This window comes from Flavobacterium sp. 83 (assembly GCF_000744835.1).
Classification (GTDB): domain Bacteria; phylum Bacteroidota; class Bacteroidia; order Flavobacteriales; family Flavobacteriaceae; genus Flavobacterium.
The window spans coordinates 3,100,640-3,116,823 of sequence record NZ_JQMS01000001.1 but is presented as its reverse complement, the minus strand read 5'-3'; the positions used below and the strand labels follow the sequence as shown (position 1 = coordinate 3,116,823).

Genomic DNA, 16,184 nt, shown 5'->3' with positions numbered 1-16,184 from the left:
TGGTTAAGTAGTTGATTTTGTGTGCATTTAGTTGTTTTTTAAATGAGATATATAGCGACAAACTAATTTTATTTTCATTAGTTCTGTTTTAATAAAAAGTAGAAATTAAAAAAAAAATTGTAATTTGTATTCTTTAATAATACCGACAAAAATATTTTCATATAAAAAATTAAAGCATGAAAAACTTAATATTAATTCGGCATGCAAAATCGAGTTGGGAAGCTCCATTACATGATAAGGACAGACCTTTAACAAATCAAGGAATGAAAGATGCTCACCTTGTTTCTTCACATATAAGTAATTATATACCTAAGACATATATGATTTGGAGTAGTTCAGCAGAAAGAGCTTCTGAAACAGCAATGATTTTTGCTCAAAATATATCTTATCCCATAGAATCTATTGATTACAAAGACGAACTTTACACTTTCGATGAAAATAAATTAGAGAAAGTTATTAAATCTTGTAATAATGATATAGAAAGTGTTATTCTTTTTGGACATAACGAGGCTATTACAAATTTTGTTAATAAATTTGGAGATGCATTTATTAATAATGTTCCTACAGCTGGATTTGTAGCTTTACAATTTGATACAGACAACTGGGATGCTATTAAAAATGGCAAAACCAAAAAAATAATATTTCCGAAAGAATTAAAATAAAAAAAGTGTTAGAAAATAGATATATTGACAGAGAAAAAAGTTGGTTAGCTTTCAATGCAAGAGTACTTCAAGAAGCTGCAGATGATTCAGTACCGTTATTAGATAGATTGCGATTTTTAGGTATTTTTTCTAACAATCTTGATGAATTTTTCAGGGTTCGATTTGCTGCAATTAGACGATTAAGTCTTTCAGGAATTTCAGGAGAAAAATATTTGGGGGGAATATCAGCACAACAATTAGTAAAGGATATTACCGAAATAGTAATTCAGCAGCAGTCTGAAAGTTTACGTATTTTAAATATTATTGAAACAAAACTTGAAACAGAAAATATATTCATTATTAATGAAAATGAAATTTCAAGGGAACAGGAAAATTTTTTAAAAGACTTTTTTATCCAAAAATTAAGTCCGGAATTAGTTACAATTATATTGAATGATTTAGCAGAATTTCCTTTGTTGAAAGATACTTTAGGATATTTGGCTGTAAAATTAGTTATGAATCATACCTCTGAAGTTCGATATGCCGTAATCGAAATTCCAAAAACAATTAATCGATTTGTTGTTTTGCCTTCGAATAATGAAAAGCAATATGTAATCCTACTTGATGATGTCATAAGGCATAATTTGAAAAGTATCTTTAATATTTTTGATTACCAAAGTATTTCAGCTCATATGATTAAAATAACCAGAGATGCGCAGTTAGACATTGATAGCGATTTAAGCAAAAGTATGATTGAAAAAATTTCAACAAGTGTGAAAGATAGAAGAATAGGAGAGCCTGTTCGTTTTATTTATGACCAGTTGATAGAAAAAGACACACTCCAATTTTTTCTCGATAAAATGAAAATTGTCACGACTGACAGTATTATTCCTGGGGGTAGATATCACAATAGGCGTGATTATATGAATTTTCCTAATCTAGGCAGATTTGATTTATTGTATCAAACTAATGAACCTCTACCAATTCCCGGATTAAGTCTTGAAGGAAGTATATTAGAAAAAATTAGTACTAAAGATTATTTATTAAATGCTCCTTATCAGTCATTTTCATATCTAACTAAATTTTTAAGAGAAGCGGCTCTTGACCCAAAAGTAACTTCGATTAAAATCACGTTATACCGATTAGCAAAAAATTCTCAAATAATAAGTTCTCTAATAAATGCTGCCAAAAACGGAAAAAAAGTGACTGTGCAAATCGAATTGCAAGCTCGTTTTGATGAAGCTTCTAATATTTCCTATGCAGAGCAAATGAAAACTGAGGGAATTGAACTTATTTTTGGAATAAAAGGGCTAAAAGTCCATAGTAAAATATGTGTAATTGAAAGAACCGAAAAGGATAAAATCAAAAGGTATGGTTTCATTTCTACAGGGAATTTTAATGAATCAACAGCAAAAGTGTATACTGATGTGACTCTATTTACAAGCCACCAACAAATTCTAAAAGACATTAATAAAATTTTTGAATTTTTTGATATTAATTACAGAGTACATCGATACAAACATCTTATCGTTTCTCCTCATTATACCCGAACCCGATTCTACAAACTGATAGACAGAGAAATTTTGCATGCTTCAGCAGGTAGAAAAACTCATATAAAATTAAAAATGAATAGTTTATCAGATTTTAAAATGATTGATAAATTATATGAAGCCAGTAATGCGGGAGTGAAAATACGACTAGAAATTAGAGGTATTTGTTCTTTAATCCCTGGAATTCCTGGGATGAGCGAAAATATAGAAGCAATAAGTATTGTAGATAATTATCTGGAACATTCGAGAATTTATATTTTTGGAAATGCTGGACAAACAGAAGTCTACATCTCTTCAGCTGATTTTATGACCAGAAATCTCGATGGTCGAGTAGAAGTTACTTGCCCTATTTATGATCAGGAAATTAAAAATGAACTCATAGATAATTTTGATTTAGGTTGGAAAGGAAATGTAAAAGCAAGATATCATTCCTTTAAATTAGATAATAAATATAGAGTAAGAAATCATAATCCGATTTTTAGAGCGCAATTAGAGACTTATAAATATTATCGAAATAAAATCGATGTTTTGGAGGAAATTGTCTAAAAGCGGCTTAATACTTGCTATTATCCTCGAATAAAAGAAGAAACTAAATTCAAATCATAGATTAATAATGATTAAAATAAAGAAATATGCCGCAATAGATATTGGTTCAAATGCCATGCGTCTATTGGTTGTGAATATTGTTGAACAAGAAGGAAAAGAACCTCAATTTAATAAAAGTTCTCTTGTACGTGTACCAATTCGTTTGGGACAAGATGCTTTTACGGTAGGTGAAATTTCTGAGGAGAATATGGAAAGGATGTGTGATGCCATGACAGCATTTAATCTATTAATGAAAGTGCATAAAGTAGAGCGCTATATGGCATTTGCAACTTCAGCGATGCGTGAAGCCTATAATGGCAAAGAAGTTGTAGAAATGATTAAGAAAAAAGCGGATATAAATATAGAAATTATTGATGGAAAAAAAGAAGCTGCCATTATTGCATCAACTGATTTGCATCATTTGTTAAAAACAGATCAAACGTATCTTTTTGTGGATGTAGGTGGAGGAAGTACTGAATTTACCTTATTTTCTAATGGTAAAATGATAAATTCCAGATCATTTAAAGCTGGAACAGTTCGATTGTTGAATGGTATGGTTTGCGATGTGGTCTGGGATGAAATTGAAAAATGGATAAAGATAAATACTCAAGAATATGATGAAGTCACTTTAATAGGTTCCGGAGGAAATATTAATAAACTCTTCAAGATGTCAGGGAAAATGCAGGAAAAACCTTTGTCATATATATACATGAATTCCCAGTATGCTTTCTTAAACTCACTTTCCTATGAACAAAGGATTTCAGAATTGGGATTGAATCCAGATCGTGCCGATGTAATTCTTCCAGCGACAAGAATTTATCTTAATGCCATGAAATGGAGTGGAGCCAGAAATATTTATGTTCCTAAAATTGGACTTTCTGATGGTATTGTAAAAGCCATGTACTACGGTAAAATATAAGTTTTTAATGAATAAAAATAGACTTGAAGCTTTTAGTGATGGTGTTTTGGCTATCATAATTACTATAATGATATTGGAAATAAAGGTTCCTGAAGGAGAAAATTTCAGCGATTTACTCTCCCTTTTTCCAAAATTTATAAGTTATATCTTGAGTTTTGTTTATGTAGGGATATACTGGAATAATCATCATCACATGCTACAAAGTGTTACTAAAGTAAATGGTAAAATTCTTTGGGCAAATTTACATTTGTTATTTTGGTTGTCATTAATTCCAGTTTCTACGGGATGGATGGGGGAACACAATTTTGCTAAAGCTACCATTACATTGTATGGAATAATTCTATTTTTTTCGGCGATAGCTTTTTGGTTACTTCAAAACATAATTATTACCAGTGAAGGGGAAAAATCATTATTAGCAAAAGCGCTAGGAAAAAATTTTAAAGGAAAAATATCAAACTTATTATACCTAAGTGCAATAGTTATTTCTTTTTTTTATGAATTTATAGCTACCGCAATTTACATTATTGTTGCAATAATCTGGCTTGTACCTGATAAAAGAATTGAAAAAGTGATTAATTCAAATGAATAATTACAATTCATTTTTCATATAATTAAGCATCTAAATCTAATCCAAATGTTGTTCGTAAGAGTTCAATATTTGGATTTATTTCAAGGAGTCTGTTGTATCGGTCTTGATCGTTAAAGTTTCTTTTGCTTTCCACACTTTCATTTACAATAACTTCTATAGTAATATCATGATTGTGTAAATGACCTTTCAAATGCCCTAAAAGCCCATTCAATTCTTTTTCAAAATCTAATTTTGAACCTTCGTTTGGCAATTCGATCGTGATGGCTGTTCCGTTCAATTTAGGATCGTTGATAAGTAACAACGATTCCATAATTTTATATCCTTTATCTCCTAAACGTTGTGCATATTTATTCCAATACAATAACATTTCAGTTTCAGTAAAAGATTCAGTTGGTAGGTGAACTGTTTCTTTTACAATTCCTTTATTGCTTTCTTCTAATGCTTTTTTTGCACGAATACTGGCTAAAGAAAACGCAGAAACCTTTGGTTCATTAGATTGTGGAATGTCAATTTTTACTGTAGGAGTTGAAACGGAAGTAGCGTTAACTGTAACTTTTGGCTCTTTTTCTTCAACTGTTGTTGCAATTGGAGTTGTATCAATTTCAATTTTTGCTTTTAGGCTTTTTACATCAACAATAGAGTAATCGTTTTTTCTATAATAAGTAGGAGGAATTATAAATTGCTCAACTTTTTTTTTTCTCCATCAAAAGTGATGGAGGCTAGTTGCATCAGACAAAGTTCGACAAGAAGTCGTTGATTTTGACTTAATTTGTATTTTAAATCACAATCATTTGCAATTTCGATTCCTTTCAAAAGAAAATCTTGGCTGCATTTTTGGGCTTGTACACCATACATTTGTTGTGCTTGTTCCCCAACTTCTAATAACGATAGTGTAACAGGTGTTTTAGAAACCAATAAATCTCTAAAATGAGAAGCTAATCCGGATACAAAATGATGTGCATCAAATCCTTTAGCAAGAATTTCATTGAATGCGATTAATAAATCTGGGATTTTATTATCCAGAATCAAATCGGTTACATTGATATAGGTTTCGTAATCCAACACATTCAAGTTCTCCGTAACTGCCTGACGTGTTAAATCTTTTCCACAAAAAGAAACTACTCGGTCAAATATAGACAAAGCATCACGCATCGCTCCATCTGCTTTTTGAGCAATAATATGCAAAGCATCATCTTCAAAATTTACGCCTTGACTTGTCGCAACTTCTGCAAGATGTTCTTTGGCATCTTTTACGGTAATTCTTTTGAAATCAAATATTTGACAACGAGAAAGTATCGTTGGAATAATTTTATGTTTTTCGGTCGTAGCCAAAATAAAAATGGCGTGCTTTGGCGGTTCTTCCAATGTTTTCAGAAAAGCATTGAAAGCTGCTGATGACAACATATGAACCTCATCAATAATATAAACCTTATATTGTCCCGTTTGTGGTGGAATACGGACTTGGTCAATTAAATTACGGATATCATCAACAGAGTTGTTGGATGCAGCATCTAATTCGAAAACATTAAAAGCAAAATCTTCATTTGGATCATCATATCCTGGCTGATTAATTTTTCGAGCCAGAATTCGGGCGCAGGTTGTCTTACCCACTCCACGAGGTCCTGTGAATAATAATGCCGAAGCTAAGTGGTTGCTTTCTATGGCATTCAATAAAGTATTGGTAATGGCTTTTTGCCCTACAACATCTTTAAATGTTTGAGGACGATATTTACGAGCCGATACAACAAATTGTTCCATAGAAATTTTATTCGAAAGCAAATATAGCTTTTAATTTAATGATGGAAAAATTTGCTGCTTGAAAGATTATATAATTTTTAAAATGGTTTTTGTTTTCAAAATTCCCTAGTCCAGATAGAAGAGAAAATCCTTATTTGCCGGGGTTTTGCGAATAAAATTGTAACGGATAGCTGGACTCGAACGAAGCGAACTGACGAAGTAAATAGCTCCTGAATAAAAAAATAAATTTCAAAAAAACCTTATTTTTGAAAAATCGCTTATTTCGATCTTCCTTTAATGCTGATTTCATTCAAAACTCTTGCTGCATCATTTTCGGAATTAGCCGCGAAACCCGCAACAAAAACCCCTCTTTTGCCAGAACTGGATTTTATACCATAAACAGTTGCTTCATCATCAGGACTACTGTCGCCTTCGTAACGATAGATGTGTTCGATTTCATAACGATGTGGATTTTTGATAATGTCTTCCTCATGCAGATTAAAATCAAATGTAAATCCCATTTCACTCAAATCGTCTAAAGCCTTAGAAACACTGGCATAATGATATATGTTTGACATAATAGCAGATTTATGGTTAATGTTTAAAGGTAACTATTTTATTATGAATTCATTGTCAAAGAGTTGTTAAAGTAAATAATCTAAAACTTAAAAAAAGGATTAAAAGTTGTAAATTTGCAGCGCAGACCGCCTTATCGTCGTTTTGAGCAATCAGAAGGGAGGAAAGTCCGGACACCATAGGGAAGCATAACGGGTAACGCCCGTCGGGTTGAGCAATCAATTCAGGACAAGTGCAACAGAAAGTATGTACAGGTAATGCTGTAGTGAAACCAGGTAAACTCTATGCGGTGAAATATCAAGTATATCAGCATTTAAGGGCTTCTCGTCCGTTGTTGAAGGGTAGATAGCTTGAGCTTATGAGTAATTATAAGTCTAGATAAATGATAAGGCTCCGATTTATCGGGGACAGAATCCGGCTTATAGGTCTGCATTTTTTTATTAAAAACTTTAATAAAATTAGGGATTGTGAAATCTAAAAGAGAACCATTAAGAAATTTAGTTTTATTAAGTAGTAATGCTTAATTTTCTAAATTTCTTAATGGTTTAATTTTTTTAATAGATAAGTAATTATGAAAACAAGAATTGGAATTTTAGGAATGGGTGGAGTAGGAGGCTATTTTGGAGGATTATTGGCCAAAGCGTATGCTGAATCTGATTCTGTTGAAATAATATTCATTGCTCGTGGGGAAACCCAAAAAGCAATAGCTCAAAACGGTCTGAAAATTATTACGGATAGTAATGAAGTCATTGTTTTTCCAAATTTAGTTTCTAATAATCCAGAAGAAATAGGAGAACTGCATTACCTTATTTGCGCCACTAAAACCTATGATATCGAATCTAGTTTTGAATCTATAAAAAACTGTATTACTCCAGATACGGTAATTCTTCCTTTATACAATGGTGTTGATGCGCCAGAACGAATTAGTTATTTATTTCCCGAAAATGAAGTTTTGCAAGGGTGTGTTTATATTGTTTCGATGATTGAATCACCAGGGATTATCAAGAAAATTGGTCACTATGAGAAATTATTTTTTGGCTCAAAAACTGCTTCAATTTCAAAACTAAATCAATTACAATCCATTTTGGAAAAGGCTGCTATAGAAAGTTATCTTGTTGAAAACATTGAAGAAGTGGTTTGGGAAAAATTCATTTTTATTTCGGCCTTGGCTTCGGTTACTTCGTATTTGAATGTGAATATTGGCGGTATTTTGAACAATCCTTCCCACAAAGCAATTTATATTTCACTACTTAATGAAATTAGTGCAGTAGCTGCCGCAAAAGGATTAGCGATACCAAATGACATTGTTGCCCAAACGATTGTCAAACTAGAAAAAACTCCACAAGATGCCACCTCATCTATGCATAGAGATTTATTGGCGGGTAGAAATACCGAAGTAGTTTCCTTGACGGAATATGTGGTAAACCAAGGTTTAAAATATGGTGTTGCAATACCAACATATCAAATAGTTTTAGAGAAGTTGTTGTGATAAAAGAAAATTTTAGTTTTTAATCTTGAATTCTAATCCAATATTACGAACGCTTTCAATACTGATTTGAGAATCATCTTTGAAATATTTCCGAATTCTACTAATATAAACATCCATGCTTCGTCCCGAAAAGAAATCGTCATTGCCCCAAATCGCTTTTAGGATTTGTTCTCTTTTTATCATTTGATTTTTATAGGTGTAAAAAAAATGAATAAGAGCCGCTTCTTTTTCTGTGAGTTGTTGTGTTTTAAAACTGTTTTTTAAGGACAAACGTTTGGTATCGAATACATAAGAACCAATTGCCAATTCATCAATTTTTGAAAAAAGAGTTGGTTTTTGTTGGCTTCTTTTTAAGATATTATTCAATCGTAAAACAAGTTCTTCCACCTCAAAAGGTTTTGCAATATAATCATCGGCTCCTAATTTTAATCCAATAATTTTGTCCTCTTTTAGCTTTCTTGCCGTTAGAAAAACAAAAGGAATTTCAGGATTGATTTTGATGATTTTTTCAGCAAGTGTAAACCCATCCATTTTTGGCATCATGACATCAAAAACACAAATATCAAAGATCTCCGATTGGAAAGTAACCAATGCTTCTTCTCCGTTTTGTGCCCAAGTTACTGCATATTCATACAACTCTAAATATTGTTTGAGTACACTTGCAAAATCAAAATCGTCTTCGGCTAAAAGTATTTTTTTCAATTTTGAATACATTAAACTTTAAACATAATAGTAAAAATAGCACCTTTTCCTAAATCACTGATGACCGCGATTGAACCTTGATGTGCTTTTATAATTTGATTTACATAATAAAGACCTAATCCCAATCCCTTTGTATTATGCAAATTGCCTTGCTCTACTCTGTAAAATTTATCAAATAATAAAGAATGCTTATTTTTTGATATCCCAATTCCATTGTCTTTGATACTAATGTTAAATTGGTTTTGGATTAATTCTGTTTTAATGGAAATGGTAGTGCTACCATATTTCACTGCATTTTCAAGCACGTTTTGAATTGCAGTTGTTAAATGAAATTGGTCTAATAACAATGTTGTTTTAGAAGTATTGAAGTCTGCTATGAGATTGATTTTAGGGTTTGAAATTTTGAAATCAGCAATAATTACATTCAAAAAAATCTCCGAATCAATTGCTTCTTTTTGTAGTTCAATCTTGTTTTCTCCTAATGAACTTGACATTACTTGGTCAATCAAATTTTGTAAACGATTATTTTGACGTGTAATTGTATGAAGAATTGTGTTGAATTGGACTTCATTGTCCCGAATGTCTTTTCGCTCCAATATTTTAGTGGAAATCCCCAAAGTGGTCAATGGTGTTTTGAGTTCATGGGTGATGTTATTGATAAAATCAGTTTTAACATCATTCACCTTTTTTTGTTTGATTAATGCTTTGATGGCAATTACGAAAAGGATAATTAGTGTTAGAATTGAAAGTAAGGATAAAAATAAAACCATTCTCATTCTTTTTAGAATTATGGTTTCCCAATCCATTACAGAAACATACATAGAATCTTCAGTAAGTAATTTATAATCTTGCATTTGCGAAGAACCACTGGTAGTTCCTACATAATTTCGGACTAAAAAGGCATTATCTAAAGAAGCTAAATTTCCATATAATTTATTTTTTATAAGCGGTTTTTCTGAAAAAATAGTGTCCGTTTTTTTTCGACTGTTATAAATGATAAACTTGTTAAGAACAATGGCAAAATCTATGGTAATATTTGGAATTTCTCTTTCAAATTTAAGCTGTAATTTTCGGGTCAATTCGCCTCTGAATTGATTTTGAAGCAAAGCATTTTTAATTTTAAATTTGGTTCTTTTGTCGCGAATATAATGCTCCGCTAACTGTTTATAAAGTAAGTCTTTTTTGTTGACAATCGTCGAATCAATATCGCTGTAATCATTTGAAATAGTAGCAATTTCCTCTTTAATTTCTGAATGAAACTGAGCCACTTTATAATCGTAAGTTGTTTTTACCAAATAGCATTGCACAACTGATAATGCTATCAGGGCGATGACAGAAAACGCAATTAATAAATTGATTCTTTGTTTCATTTGTTAAAAAATACAATTCAAAAATAAGTCTTTTATTATTCAATTTAATCATTAACCTCGCATTAACCTTCGATTAACTTATGCAGTGCATATTTAGAAGCATTTTTGCAATGTTTTAAACATAATTACAATTTTATATGAAAAGGAACACTGGAATTAAATATAACATCATCGCAATTTGTCTCTTTATATCAGGATTTGGATATGGACAAAATACAACTCCAAAAGACAGTATTTCTACTAAATTAAATGAAGTAATTGTTAGTGGCCAAAGTAAATTGTTTACCAACAAAAATGGAAATATTAAAGTTGACATTGCAAATTCTATTTATAATTCAATCCCTAATACAATAGATTTATTGGCAAAATTACCCAATATTCAAGTTAGTGCTGATAAAGAAAGCATTACGATTATAGGAAAAGGAAATCCTTTGATTTACATCGATAATCAAAAAGTAGGAATGAATGATTTGAATACCTTATCAGTTGATGCTATTAAAACCATTGAAATTATTAATAATCCATCTTCTAAATATGAAGCATCGGGAAGAGCAGTTATTTTAATTACCAGAAAGTTTAGTAAAAAAGAGGGTTTTCAAACTACTTTATCTGAAGTGGCCTCTTTTAAAAAACAGTTCAATAATTATTTAGGAATTAATTCCAGTTTAAAGAAAAACAAATTCGAGTTTAAAGCTAATTTTAACTACAATCAAATTAAAGTTTGGGAGAGCAACGGTAATGATTTTACAATTCCATCGAATGCTATTATTTCAAATTATTTGGTTACTGCAGTTACCAAACGACCACAATTTATTTTTGGAGCCGGTGTTTTCTATAAAATTAATGAAGAAGATTATTTGTCTTTAAATTTTAGCAGAAGAACTCAAAAAGACATTTTTAATATTATAACTGATACCTATAATGAGCAGCAAAATACAATTAATACAGTCAATACTTTTAATGCTAATGACGAATATAGAAACTTTTCTAATGGATTTTTAAACTATAATCATAAAATAAAAAGTATCGATGGCATTTTATTTTCGGGTTTTCAGTATTCTAAGTTCAAACAAGAAGTTGCCAGTATAATTTCCAATAATTATAACAATACTAGTTTTCAACTGTCGCAAAATAGAAATCAAAAAATAAACATTGGAGTTTTTTCGGGAAGATTTGATTTCGAAAAAGAATTTAAAAATAAAATGAAGTTAGAACTAGGAACACTTTACCTTCAGGCAAATTCTAAAACTAACTTTTTAGTAGAAAATGTTAATCCGAATAGTATAATAAATTCAGATTATAAATATATAGAAAAGAACATTGCTGCTTATTCCCAACTTTCCGGAAGCATCAAAAAAGTAAATTATTCCTTTGGTTTTAGAGCTGAAAATACCATTGCAAAAGGGAAATATCAATCAGAAAATATTTTGTTAATCGATAAAAATTATATCAATCTATTTCCAAAAGCTACAGTCGAAATTCCGATAGACAGTACAAATACAATTAATTTCAATTATGCTAAAAGTATTTTAAGACCTAACTTTTCCACGACAAGTCAAGTTTCAGCATACATAAATCCCTATTTTGTTTGGTCTAATAATATCAATCTGGATCCAACAATTACGGATGAAGTCGCTTTAAGTTATCAGTATAAAGAAAAATCGGTAAAAGTGAGCTATAACAAAATTAATAATCCGGTTTATTACGGTTCTTCTTATGATGCCTCTCAAAACATATTGACTTTCAAAACAACAAATTTTCAGAAAGAAACCGGTTTTAATTTAGAATTTACGCTTCCATTTAAACAAAAATTTTGGACTACAACCAATACTTTAAATTTTGCCTTGAGTAAAATTGAAGATAAGCAAGCCATTTTAAATGATGTCAAACCCTATTTGTATTACTATTCTAATCATTCGTTCCAATTGCCAAAAGGAATAGAAGTAGCACTAACAGGATGGGGTTTGACAAGACAACAGCAAGGAGTTTTTGAAAGAAGTGCTTTGTTTACAATGGATTTTGCAGTTTCTAAAACGTTCTTTAAACACTTTGATTGTGCAATAAATTATAATGATATTTTTAGACAAATGAAATTTCATGAAAATTTTACTATCAACAATATATCCGCAAAAGGAATCTATTATACCGATTCCAATTTAGTTTCCTTTTCAGTAAAATATTCCTTTGGAAAAATAAAAAACACGGAATTTAAGGAGAAAAATATTGATGAAAATTCGAGTAGAATTCGATAAATAAAATCCTTAGTAGTATTTAGATTTTAAAATAAATTCTTACAAATTGAATTTTAATTTATTATGTTTGGTTTAGATTTAATTTTTTAAAAACATAATAATAGATTATTTATGCAACCATCAAGATTTAAGAAAGTTATTCTTGTCTTTTTCATTTTAATGACAATTTTACATTCAAAAGCACAAGAAAAACCAGCCGTAGCAAAAAGCCAATTCAAGATTAATGTATTACTTCCAGGATTTGTTTATGAACATGGGTTAAGTGAAAAAAACACACTGTATTCAGAATTGAGTTCAGGTTATGGATATACATCAAATAGTTTTGGAAAAACCTGGACTTTTTACCCTAATATTAATGAGCAATTTCGTCATTATTATAATTTAGAGAAAAGGGCAGAAAAGGGAAAAGTTACTTCCCATAATTCAGGTGGATTTGTTGCTATGACCGCTTTTTATAATTTTAGATCAATTTCAACCAATGATAACTTTTTACCCAAAAATTCATCGATTACTATTGCACCAGTTTGGGGTTTTCAGCGAACATACAAGGGTAATTTTAATCTTGATTTGAATATGGGGGTTGGTTATAATTTTGAAAAAAATAATAGTGATTTTGTAACCGTGTTAAATTTTACTTTGGGTTGGGTAATTGGTAAATAATTACTTTAATTGTTTAATAAAAACATAGAAACCCTTGTTATTGCAAGGGTTTCTATGTTTTTAACATATCAAGCTTATTCTTCTTCACTGTCGTTTTGGTCTGATGCATTTTCAGAATCTTCTGCATCATTACTTGAATCAAATTCGAAGAAACTAAAAATAGAACCTCCGTAACTTTTCTGGAATGAAAAATGAATCATGTGATCCAGCTTAGTATATTTCGAATGTTCGATGACCATCATTCCTTCTTCATTAAGCAATTGTTTTTCGAAAACTAACAATATGATTTTCTCGAAAGTTTTTTGGTCCAAAGCATACGGCGGATCTGCAAAAATGATATCATAGGACGTTTTGCATCTTTCTAAATAGGTAAAAACATCACTTTTGGTAGCTGCAATATTAAAATCATATTCGGCGGCGACTTGCTTGATGAATTTTACACAACCAAAATCACCATCAACAGATGTGATTGGCGTGCTTCCTCTTGAAGCAAATTCGTAACTGATATTTCCTGTTCCGGCAAATAAGTCTAATATTTTAAGTCCTTCAAAACTGAAATGGTTGTTCAAAACATTGAATAATGCTTCTTTAGACATATCGGTAGTGGGACGAACGGGTAATCCTTTTGGTGGAAAAATGCGTCTTCCTTTGTATTTTCCTGAAATGATTCTCATGAGTTGAAAAGTATAAAATGATTTCTGTTTTCGGCCTCAGAAAAATAATTGTTCCATCGCAAATCTTCCACATCTATAAGGGAAACGTTGCGAATGTATTTGTAAGCGATTTTGAAATAATCACTTTCGGTATCAATATTTCCGATTAATTCCAATGCGAAGTTTTCGGGATTTAAGTTCAATTGTTCTGCCGTGAATAAAATGTAATACAAGAAATCTTCTGGCGTGTTGTAATCAAAAGAATTGAAAAGCAATAATTTTTGGTTCTGAACTACAATGATTTCAAAATGACCAGAATTGATGTGAATAAACATCTTTTTCTCATCCTTATTTTTGGAGGCAACCAAAAGTTTCGAAACCAAAATACTATTGGCATGCTTGTAATCAAAAGAACCAAATTGGTCAATAAAAAAATTATTGATATTCACATACGGTATATAAACCGCATTCATTTGATAGTTTGGAATTTCATCAAAAGCAAAAAAATCAGTTTCAAAAACCTTCGTATTGTACTGCAAATAACTGCCTAAAAAGTTTTCATCAAAAAGAGCTGTAGGAACAAAAGTAGACAGGTTGTTATTGTGAATAACCAAAATCTCATCATACGAATCCTTTAATTCCGGATAATCTCTGAAAGCATCACCAAATAAATCCTCAATTTTTGTGGCTTTATGAAACGTATCAAAATGTACTTCGTTAAATGAAGTTACCGTATTATTTAGTGTGTCAAAACAACAAAAAGAAAGTCCAGTCAAAGAAACTTGAATGGACAGTTTTTTATATTTTTTTTCGGTGATATTCGTGTTTTGTATTGACATAATTTGATTTTCAATCCATTTCTACCTTATATATAGTACAAGAATTAAATGCGGTCACAAACTTACAATTTTTTTTGATTCTAATGCCAATTTATGCAATTGCCTCGATTTTCATACTTATATTTGATGTTCATTTATAGCAATCAAATCGACATGAATTCCTCCTTGTTTTACAGTCTTTTACAGAGAAAATTTCCTTTTCAGCCCACTTATAAACAAGATATTTTTTTTCAAAAAATTGCTATTTTTTTAACTGAAGCTGAAAACAGGACTATTTTCGTCTTAAAAGGATATGCAGGAACTGGAAAAACAACCGTTATTTCTACAATTGTAAATAGCTTATTGGATATCAATAAAAAATATGTCTTGTTGGCGCCAACTGGTCGTGCGGCAAAAGTGATTGCTAATTATTCGAACAAACCGGCTTTTACGATTCATAAAAAAATATATTTTCCCAAGAAATCTTCCGGCGGTGGCGTTTCGTTTACATTGCAACAAAACAAACACAAGAATACCATATTTATAGTCGATGAAGCTTCGATGATTTCTGATACTAATTCTGATTCTAAGTTGTATGAAAACGGCTCTTTATTAGATGATTTGATTTCGTATGTGTATTCAGGAACCAATTGTAAGATGATTTTACTGGGTGATACCGCCCAGTTGCCTCCGGTGAATTTGGATATTAGTCCCGCTTTGGACATTCGTACTTTAGGAATGAATTATGATAAGGAAGTAGAACACATAGAATTGGATGAAGTCATGCGTCAGGAAGAAAGTTCAGGGATTTTGTATAACGCAACCGAACTTCGGGAATTATTGAAAGATTCTTTTATCGATGAATTCAAGTTTGATGTTAAGAAATTCAAAGATATTGTTCGGTTGACCGATGGCTACGATATTCAGGATGCTATCAATTCCGCCTACAGTAATTATAGCATAGAAGACACCGCTTTTATTGTTCGTTCGAATAAAAGAGCGAATCAATATAATGAGCAAATCAGAACCAAAATCCTCGATAAAGAAAGTGAACTTTCCACTGGCGATTTTCTGATGGTGGTGAAGAACAATTATTTTTGGTTGAAAGATTCTGATGAAGCGGGTTTTATTGCCAATGGTGATATTATCGAAATATTGGAAATTTTCAATATCAAAGAATTGTATGGTTTTAAGTTTGCCAAAGTAAAAATCCGAATGATTGATTACCCCAATCAGATTCCGTTTGAAACGGTATTGTTAATGGACACCATAAAGAGCGAATCGCCATCGTTAACATACGAAGAATCCAACCGATTGTATCAGGAAGTGTTGAAAGATTATGAAGGTGAAACCAAATTCCAAAAATTCCAAAAAGTAAAAGCCAACGAATATTTCAATGGCTTGCAAGTGAAATTCTCGTATGCAATTACATGTCATAAATCACAAGGTGGGCAATGGAATACCGTTTTTATAGAACAACCGTATTTGCCGGATGGTATCAATAGAGATTATATTCGGTGGTTGTACACCGCTATGACCCGAGCAAAAAATAAATTATATTTGATAGGATTTAAGGACGAGAATTTTGTAGAATAATTTTTTTAAATTAAATCATTAAAAAATTTAAGGTTATTAAGTGCCAA

The 16,184-nt window shown here is 30.9% G+C and carries 16 protein-coding genes and 1 other RNA gene; 10 read left to right on the top strand and 7 right to left on the bottom strand.

Going from position 1 to position 16,184, the window contains the following annotated elements:
- Window positions 1-176: 176 nt before the first annotated feature.
- From T410_RS13620 to T410_RS13605, 4 genes are all read left to right on the top strand, one after another.
- Window positions 177-662: a histidine phosphatase family protein gene (locus T410_RS13620; RefSeq protein ID WP_035672719.1), complete on the top strand. Its 486-nt coding sequence runs from the start codon at window positions 177-179 to the stop codon at window positions 660-662.
- Between the two features lie 5 nt (window positions 663-667).
- Complete coding sequence (ppk1, locus tag T410_RS13615) at window positions 668-2,737, top strand: polyphosphate kinase 1 (RefSeq protein ID WP_035672716.1); 2,070 nt, start codon at window positions 668-670, stop codon at window positions 2,735-2,737.
- Window positions 2,738-2,804: 67 nt separating this feature from the next.
- Window positions 2,805-3,695 carry a Ppx/GppA phosphatase family protein gene (locus T410_RS13610; RefSeq protein ID WP_035672713.1) on the top strand — a complete coding sequence of 297 codons (891 nt, stop codon included), beginning with the start codon at window positions 2,805-2,807 and terminating at the stop codon, window positions 3,693-3,695.
- Between the two features lie 7 nt (window positions 3,696-3,702).
- Entirely contained in the window at window positions 3,703-4,284 is a 582-nt protein-coding gene (locus tag T410_RS13605; RefSeq protein ID WP_035672711.1) for a TMEM175 family protein, read from the top strand.
- Between the two features lie 22 nt (window positions 4,285-4,306).
- Here the strand turns inward: T410_RS13605 and T410_RS16780 are convergent, their stop codons facing one another.
- The gene (locus tag T410_RS16780) at window positions 4,307-4,651 is read right to left on the bottom strand and encodes a DNA polymerase III (protein ID WP_081897846.1); all 345 of its coding nucleotides are present in this window, start codon (window positions 4,649-4,651) and stop codon (window positions 4,307-4,309) included.
- Between the two features lie 58 nt (window positions 4,652-4,709).
- Here T410_RS16780 and T410_RS16775 point away from each other — a divergent pair, with 58 nt between their 5' ends.
- Window positions 4,710-4,928, top strand: a complete 219-nt coding sequence (locus tag T410_RS16775) for a hypothetical protein (RefSeq protein ID WP_081897845.1) — start codon at window positions 4,710-4,712, stop codon at window positions 4,926-4,928.
- Window positions 4,929-4,956: 28 nt separating this feature from the next.
- Here the strand turns inward: T410_RS16775 and dnaX are convergent, their stop codons facing one another.
- Together dnaX and T410_RS13590 are read right to left on the bottom strand one after the other, a co-directional pair.
- Window positions 4,957-6,042 carry a DNA polymerase III subunit gamma/tau gene (dnaX, locus tag T410_RS13595; RefSeq protein WP_035672705.1) on the bottom strand — a complete coding sequence of 362 codons (1,086 nt, stop codon included), beginning with the start codon at window positions 6,040-6,042 and terminating at the stop codon, window positions 4,957-4,959.
- Between the two features lie 257 nt (window positions 6,043-6,299).
- A complete protein-coding gene (locus T410_RS13590; RefSeq protein WP_035672702.1) occupies window positions 6,300-6,599 on the bottom strand; it encodes a hypothetical protein in 300 nt (99 codons plus the stop codon).
- A 118-nt stretch (window positions 6,600-6,717) separates the two neighbouring features.
- Between T410_RS13590 and rnpB the strand changes: the two genes are divergently transcribed.
- An RNA gene (rnpB, locus tag T410_RS16610) (RNase P RNA component class A) lies at window positions 6,718-7,035 on the top strand.
- Between the two features lie 133 nt (window positions 7,036-7,168).
- Window positions 7,169-8,086 (top strand): ketopantoate reductase family protein, encoded by a 918-nt coding sequence (locus T410_RS13585; protein ID WP_051929429.1) that lies wholly within the window; start codon window positions 7,169-7,171, stop codon window positions 8,084-8,086.
- A gap of 12 nt (window positions 8,087-8,098) precedes the next feature.
- Here T410_RS13585 and T410_RS13580 read toward each other — a convergent pair whose 3' ends face one another.
- Together T410_RS13580 and T410_RS13575 are read right to left on the bottom strand one after the other, a co-directional pair.
- Window positions 8,099-8,788 carry a response regulator transcription factor gene (locus T410_RS13580; protein ID WP_035674585.1) on the bottom strand — a complete coding sequence of 230 codons (690 nt, stop codon included), beginning with the start codon at window positions 8,786-8,788 and terminating at the stop codon, window positions 8,099-8,101.
- 11 nt (window positions 8,789-8,799) lie between these two features.
- A complete protein-coding gene (locus T410_RS13575; protein ID WP_035672697.1) occupies window positions 8,800-10,158 on the bottom strand; it encodes a sensor histidine kinase KdpD in 1,359 nt (452 codons plus the stop codon).
- Window positions 10,159-10,295: 137 nt separating this feature from the next.
- Between T410_RS13575 and T410_RS13570 the strand changes: the two genes are divergently transcribed.
- The gene (locus tag T410_RS13570; RefSeq protein ID WP_035672694.1) at window positions 10,296-12,410 is read left to right on the top strand and encodes an outer membrane beta-barrel protein; all 2,115 of its coding nucleotides are present in this window, start codon (window positions 10,296-10,298) and stop codon (window positions 12,408-12,410) included.
- Between the two features lie 111 nt (window positions 12,411-12,521).
- The gene (locus T410_RS13565; protein ID WP_035672691.1) at window positions 12,522-13,070 is read left to right on the top strand and encodes a hypothetical protein; all 549 of its coding nucleotides are present in this window, start codon (window positions 12,522-12,524) and stop codon (window positions 13,068-13,070) included.
- 74 nt (window positions 13,071-13,144) lie between these two features.
- On the opposite strand, the gene T410_RS13560 is transcribed toward T410_RS13565, so the two are convergent.
- Window positions 13,145-13,744 (bottom strand): RsmD family RNA methyltransferase, encoded by a 600-nt coding sequence (locus tag T410_RS13560; RefSeq protein WP_035672688.1) that lies wholly within the window; start codon window positions 13,742-13,744, stop codon window positions 13,145-13,147.
- A complete protein-coding gene (locus T410_RS13555) occupies window positions 13,741-14,562 on the bottom strand; it encodes a DUF3822 family protein (protein WP_035672685.1) in 822 nt (273 codons plus the stop codon). Before T410_RS13555 ends, T410_RS13560 begins: the two co-directional genes overlap by 4 nt.
- Window positions 14,563-14,715: 153 nt before the next feature.
- Between T410_RS13555 and T410_RS13550 the strand changes: the two genes are divergently transcribed.
- Complete coding sequence (locus T410_RS13550; RefSeq protein WP_035674582.1) at window positions 14,716-16,137, top strand: ATP-dependent RecD-like DNA helicase; 1,422 nt, start codon at window positions 14,716-14,718, stop codon at window positions 16,135-16,137.
- Window positions 16,138-16,184 lie beyond the last annotated feature (47 nt).